The sequence below is a fragment of the Kineococcus indalonis genome, assembly GCF_009906395.1.
Lineage (GTDB): Bacteria > Actinomycetota > Actinomycetes > Actinomycetales > Kineococcaceae > Kineococcus > Kineococcus indalonis.
In genome coordinates this window covers 1-5,794 of sequence record NZ_JAAALM010000256.1, presented here as the reverse complement: position 1 = coordinate 5,794, position 5,794 = coordinate 1, and the positions used below count along the sequence as shown (strand labels likewise).

Genomic DNA, 5,794 nt, shown 5'->3' with positions numbered 1-5,794 from the left:
GTCGCCGCCCGCGCCCGCCGCGGGCGCACCGTGCGCGCCGGGCGCGGCGACGCGCTGAGCCTGCGGGTGGACGGGCGCACCGTGAGCGCGTGCCTGCTGCTGCTGGCGGCCGCGGCGGGCGTCGGCGCGCTGAGCCTGACCACCGGCGACTACCCCGTCGGCGTGGCCGACGTGCTGCGCACCCTGGCCGGGCACGGCGAGCGCGCCCAGGAGTTCATCGTCCTGGGCCTGCGCCTGCCCCGGCTGGTCACCGGCCTGCTCGTGGGCGTCGCGCTCGGCGTGGCCGGCGCCGTCTTCCAGCTCGTCACCCGCAACCCGCTGGGCAGCCCCGACGTCATCGGCTTCACCCACGGCGCGGTCACCGGCGCGCTGGTCGTGATGCTCGTGCTCGGCGGCACCGGCGCCGACGTGCCGCTGGGCGCCGTGGCCGGCGGCTTCGCCAGCGCCGTGCTGGTCTACCTGCTCTCGCGCCGCGGCGGCGTGCACGGCTACCGGATCATCCTCGTCGGCATCGGGGTCACCGCGGTGCTGCAGGCGGTGAACAACTACCTGCTCACCCGCGCCGAGGTGCAGGAGGCCCAGGCGGCGCAGGTGTGGATCACCGGCAGCCTCAACGGCCGCGGCTGGGAGCAGGCCGCGCCGCTGGGGGCCGGGCTGGCGGTGGTGGTGCCCGCGCTGCTGCTGGCCGGCCGCGCGCTGGGGGTGCTGGACCTGGGCGACGACGCCGCGCGCGCCCTGGGGGTGCGGGTGGACCGGGTGCGCCTGGTCGTGCTGGCGCTGGCCGTGGTGGCCACCGCCCTGGCCGCGACGGCCGCCGGGCCGGTGACGTTCGTGGCGCTGGCCGCCCCGCAGGTCGCCCGCCGCCTGACCGGGGCGGTCGGCCCGGGCCTGGTGGCCGCCGGCCTGACCGGCGCCCTGCTCGTCGTCGTCAGCGACTTCGCCGCGCAGCGCCTGTTCGCCCCCACCCAGCTGCCCGTGGGCGTCGTCACCGGCGCCGTGGGCGGGCTGTACCTGGCGTTCCTGCTCGTCGGGCAGTGGCGCCGCGGGCGCGGCTGACCCGCCCCGCAGCACGACCGAGCACCCGCAGCACCCGCAGCACCCGCAGCACCCGCAGCACCCGCAGCACCCGCAGCACCCGCGACACGAGACGAGGACGAGGCAGCAGTGGCGTCGAAGCGCGCGCGCACCAGCGCCGGGGCGGTCCCCGGCACCCCCGCCGGCAACCGGCTGCGCGGTGAGGACCTGACGCTCGCCTACGGCGAGCGCACCATCGCCCGCGGCCTGGGCATCGAGGTGCCCGACGGCTCCTTCACCGTCGTCATCGGCCCCAACGCCTGCGGCAAGTCCACCCTGCTGCGCGCGCTGGCGCGCATGCTCACCCCCGAGCAGGGCCACGTCTACCTCGACGGCTCGGTCATCCAGTCGCTGCCCAGCAAGGAGGTGGCGCGCCGGCTGGGGCTGCTGCCGCAGAGCGCCACCGCCCCCGACGGCATCACCGTCGCCGACCTCGTCGCCCGCGGGCGCTTCCCGCACCAGAAGCTGCTGCGGCAGTGGACGCGCGAGGACGAGCGCGCCGTGGACGCCGCGATGGCCGCCACGCAGGTGCTCGAGCTCGCCGACCGCGGCGTGGACGAGCTGTCCGGCGGGCAGCGCCAGCGCGTGTGGATCGCCATGGCGCTGGCGCAGGAGACGCCGCTGCTGCTGCTGGACGAGCCCACCACCTACCTCGACATCGCCCACCAGATCGAGGTCCTGGACCTGTGCGCGCAGCTGCACGAGGAGCAGGGCCGCACCCTCGTGGCGGTGCTGCACGACCTCAACCACGCCTGCCGCTACGCCACCCACCTGGTGGCGCTGAAGGAGGGGCGCGTGGTGGCCGAGGGCGAGCCCTCGCGGATCGTCACCGCCGAGCTCGTCGAGGAGGTCTTCGGCCTGCCGTGCGTGGTGGTGCCCGACCCGGAGACCGGCACCCCGCTGGTCGTGCCGCGGGCGCGCTCCGGGCGCGGTCCGCGCGCGGTGGCCGTCTGAGCCGGGCGGGGGCCGCGCGCGCGGCGGCAGTAGCGTGGGCGACGTGCCCGAAGCCGTGACACCCGCGCCGTCCGCCGGGCCCCGCGCCGGCAAGCGACTGGGGCTGGTGGTCCACCCCACGCGGGACGTGACCGCGCAGGTGTCGCTGGTGCTGGACTGGGCCCGCGGGCACGGCGACGAGGTGCTGGGCCTGCGCTCGGACGCGGTGCGCCTGGGCGCGCGCCGCGACGAGGTGGTGCTGGTGGGCGAGGAGGAGTTCGCGCGCACCGCGGACGCCGTCGTCAGCCTCGGCGGGGACGGCACCATGCTCGGCGCGCTGCGCCTGGTGGTCGGCCGGCGCATCCCCGTGCTGGGGGTGAACCTGGGCCACCTGGGCTTCCTGGTGGAGCTGGAGCCGCGCGAGCTGCCGGCGGCGCTGGCGCGGATCACCGCCGGGGACTTCACCGTCGAGCCGCACCTGTGCCTGCGGCTGAGCGCGCCCGGGCACGAGGCGGTGGCCTTCAACGACGTGGCGCTGGCCCGCACGCCCGGCCGCGGCGCCGTGGTGGCCGCCCTGTCGGTGGCCGACCAGCGCATCGGCTACCTGCGCGGCGACGCGGTCGTGCTGGCCACCCCCACCGGCTCCACCGCCTACAGCTACGCCGCCGGCGGGCCGGTCGTCTCCCCCGGCGCCGACGCCCTCGTGGTCACCCCCGTGGCGCCGATGTCGGGCATCGGGCGGCCCATCGTGCTCGGCGTGGACGAGCCGGTGCGCCTGGAGCTGCTGGAGTCCTCCGGGCCGCCCGTGCTGGAGGTCGACGGCATCGCCTCCGGCGAGCTGGCCGTGGGCTCGGTGGTGGAGGTGCGCGCCGAGCGCGACGCCGGGCACGTCATCCGCCTGGACTCCGGCCACCACGGCCGGCGCTCGCGGGTGAAGCTGAGCCTGCTGGACCTGCCGCTGCTGCCCGACGAGATGCTCGAGCTGGTGCCGGAGGGGGTGCGCCGGCACGAGGCGCCCCGGAACGCGGAGGAGCGGCCCCGCTGACGCGGGACCGCTCCTCCGGGCCGCGACGCCCGCGGGGCCGCCGGGCTCAGGGCGCGGTGGTCGGCAGGCCGCTCGGCGCCGGGGCCGCCGCCTCCTCCTCGTCGCCGCCCGTGGGCGAGGGGGCGCTGCGCTCCTCGCGCTCGGAGCCCTCGCCGCCGGCCGGGCCGCCGGTGGACGTCGCGGTGGCGCCGCCGTCGGAGGAGCGGGTCGCCGTGGCGGTGGAGCTGCTGCGCGCGGTCGGCGACGTGGTGGACGTGGCGGTCGACGTCGCGGTGGAGGTGGCGGTGGACGTGGCCCCCTCCGAGGACGGCTCCGTCGGCGACGCGCTCGCCCCGTCGGTGCTCTCCGTCGCGGTGGCCGTCGCCCCGTCGGTGGGCGCGCCGGTGACCGTCGGCTCCGGGGTGGCGGTCGCCGGGGGGATCGTGGTGCCGAGGATGCTGCGCTGCTCGGTGCTCTGCGCGCCCCCCTGCCGCTCGGCGGCGACGCTGCGCCCGGACAGCTGCTCGTAGCCGAAGATCCCCACCACGGAGATGCCGAAGGCCAGCACGCCCAGCAGCACGACGTGCGCGGGGCGGATGCGCCGGCGCCGCGGCGGGACCGGCTCGCCCTCGCCGGCGGGCACCGGCGGCAGCTGCGTCGTCTCGTCCGGGTCGCCGGCGGGCACCGGCGGGTCGGTGCGCTCGGGGTGCTCGTCCTGCGGGGCGGGCACCGGCGAGGGGTTCGAGGGGTCGTGGCGGCGCTCGCGCGCGCGGCGCGCGGCGTCGGCCAGCCGCTGGCTGCTCACCGTGAGGTAGTGGTTGTAGATCGCCGCCGCGGTGGAGGCCGCGATGCTGCCGACCGCGGCACCGAGCAGGGTGCCGAAGGGGCCGAGGCTCTTCAGGCCGGCGAGGATGAACGCCGACGTGACGGCCGCGAGGGCGCCGCCGGCGATCTGCAGCCAGTTGATCGTGAGTCGGGTGCGCTCGGGGGTCTGTTCGCTCATGCCGCCACCCATGGTCGCACCCGGCGCGCCGGGTGCCCGACCGTGCGGGCACCGGTGGGCGGGAGAGCCTGTGAAGCTCTGGTGGACGCGGGCGCGGGGGCCGCGCGCCCGCCCGCGGTGGCCGCGCGCGGGCGCCTCCGCCACAGTGTCGCCATGACGATCCTCGTGCAGGACCTGAACCAGTGGAAGGGCGCGGCCGTCACCGACGTGACCGACCAGAAGATCGGGACGCTGGCGTCCGTGTACGTCGACGCCGCCACCGACGAGTGGCTGTTCGCCGCGGTGGAGACGGGTCTGGTGGGGTTCAAGAAGGTGGTCATGGTGCCGCTGGACCAGGCCGCCGTGGGCCGGCACGACCTGCGGGTCGCCTTCCCCAAGGAGACGGTGAAGGCCGCCCCGGAGTTCGGCACCGACGAGGAGCTCGGCCCGGACGACGAGCCGCGCATCTACGCCCACTACGGCATGACGTACACCCCGGCGGACACGCCCAGCGGGCGGCGGCTGGCGCGGCGCTGAGCGCGCCGGCCCCTCCCCCGGGCCCCGGCCCGCGCGCGCCGGCCCGGCGCGCCCGCCTCAGGTGCGGGCGCGCTGGGTGGCGTCGCTGACCTCCCCGACGAGCTCCTCGATGACGTCCTCGAGGAAGACCACGCCGGTGACCCGCCCGCGCTCGTCGACGACGCGGGCGAGGTGGGCGCCGCTGCGGCGCATGGCCGCCAGGGCGTCCTCGACCTCCTCACCGGCGCCGAGGGTGCCCAGCTGCCGGATGCGCTTCTCCGGCACCGGCTCGGTGTAGCGCTCGTCGTCGGCGTACAGCAGGTCCTTCAGGTGCAGGTAGCCGTGCAGGTCGCCGGCGGCGTCCAGGACGGGGAAGCGGCTGAAGCCGGTGCGCGCCACCAGCGCCTCCACGTCGGCGGGCGTGGCGCCCACGGACACCGTGCGCAGGTCCGCCAGGGGCACCGCGATCTCCCCGACGCTGCGGTCGGAGAACTCCAGCGCCCCGGAGACCAGCCCGTGGGAGTCGTCCAGGGTGCCCTCGCGCCGGCTCTCCGCGACGATCGACTGCACCTCCTCCACGGTGAAGGCGCTGGCGACCTCGTCCTTGGGCTCCACGCCCAGCAGGCGCAGGATCGCGTTGGTCAGGCCGTTGAGGGCGCGGATGAGCGGGCCGATGACCCGACCGATCGCCAGCAGCGGCGGGGCCAGCAGCAGCACGGCGCGGTCCGGGCCGGCGATGCTGAGGTTCTTCGGGATCATCTCGCCGACCACGACGTGCAGGTACACCACGACGGTCAGGGCGAGGACGACCGCCACGGGGTGCACGAGGGCGTGCGGCACGTGCACCGCCTCGAAGAGCGGTTCGAGCAGGTGCGCGAGCGCCGGCTCGGCGACGGCGCCCAGGCCCAGCGAGCACAGGGTCACGCCCAGCTGGCAGGCGGCCAGCATCAGCGAGACGTGCTCCATGGCGGACAGCGCCGAGCGGGCGCGGGCGCTGGTGGCGGCCAGCGGCTCGATCTGGCTGCGCCGCGCGGACAGCACGGCGAACTCGGCACCGACGAAGAAGGCGTTGCCGAGCAGCAGCAGCACGCCCACCAGCAGGGAGGCCCCGGTGCTCACGGGCGCCCCCCGGTGCTCGTGCCGCCGGCCCGGGACGCGGCGTGCGCCCCGGCGTGCTCGCGGGGGCGCTCGCGCTCGGGGGCGGCACCGGGCCGGCGCCGCCCCGCGCCGGCGGTCTCCGTGAGGTCCACGGCGCCCGCGGCGGT

Annotated in this window: 6 protein-coding genes; 4 read left to right on the top strand and 2 right to left on the bottom strand. The window is 77.3% G+C overall.

The annotated features are described in order from the left end of the window. The 3 genes from GTR00_RS13035 to GTR00_RS13025 all read left to right on the top strand — a co-directional run. Window positions 1-1,056, top strand: a 1,056-nt coding sequence (locus tag GTR00_RS13035) for a FecCD family ABC transporter permease (protein WP_205705717.1), incomplete at its 5' end; no start/stop codon positions are given. Between the two features lie 108 nt (window positions 1,057-1,164). Then, the gene (locus GTR00_RS13030) at window positions 1,165-2,028 is read left to right on the top strand and encodes an ABC transporter ATP-binding protein (RefSeq protein WP_166612040.1); all 864 of its coding nucleotides are present in this window, start codon (window positions 1,165-1,167) and stop codon (window positions 2,026-2,028) included. Between the two features lie 43 nt (window positions 2,029-2,071). Beyond that, window positions 2,072-3,052, top strand: coding sequence for an NAD(+)/NADH kinase (locus GTR00_RS13025; RefSeq protein WP_323132451.1), 981 nt, complete (start codon window positions 2,072-2,074; stop codon window positions 3,050-3,052). A gap of 46 nt (window positions 3,053-3,098) precedes the next feature. On the opposite strand, the gene GTR00_RS13020 is transcribed toward GTR00_RS13025, so the two are convergent. Next, a complete protein-coding gene (locus GTR00_RS13020) occupies window positions 3,099-4,034 on the bottom strand; it encodes a hypothetical protein (RefSeq protein ID WP_166612039.1) in 936 nt (311 codons plus the stop codon). A gap of 153 nt (window positions 4,035-4,187) precedes the next feature. On the opposite strand from GTR00_RS13020, the gene GTR00_RS13015 reads away from it, so the two are divergent. Beyond that, window positions 4,188-4,550 (top strand): PRC-barrel domain-containing protein, encoded by a 363-nt coding sequence (locus tag GTR00_RS13015; RefSeq protein ID WP_166612038.1) that lies wholly within the window; start codon window positions 4,188-4,190, stop codon window positions 4,548-4,550. Window positions 4,551-4,607: 57 nt separating this feature from the next. Here GTR00_RS13015 and GTR00_RS13010 read toward each other — a convergent pair whose 3' ends face one another. Beyond that, window positions 4,608-5,648, bottom strand: a complete 1,041-nt coding sequence (locus GTR00_RS13010) for a hemolysin family protein (protein ID WP_166612037.1) — start codon at window positions 5,646-5,648, stop codon at window positions 4,608-4,610. Window positions 5,649-5,794 lie beyond the last annotated feature (146 nt).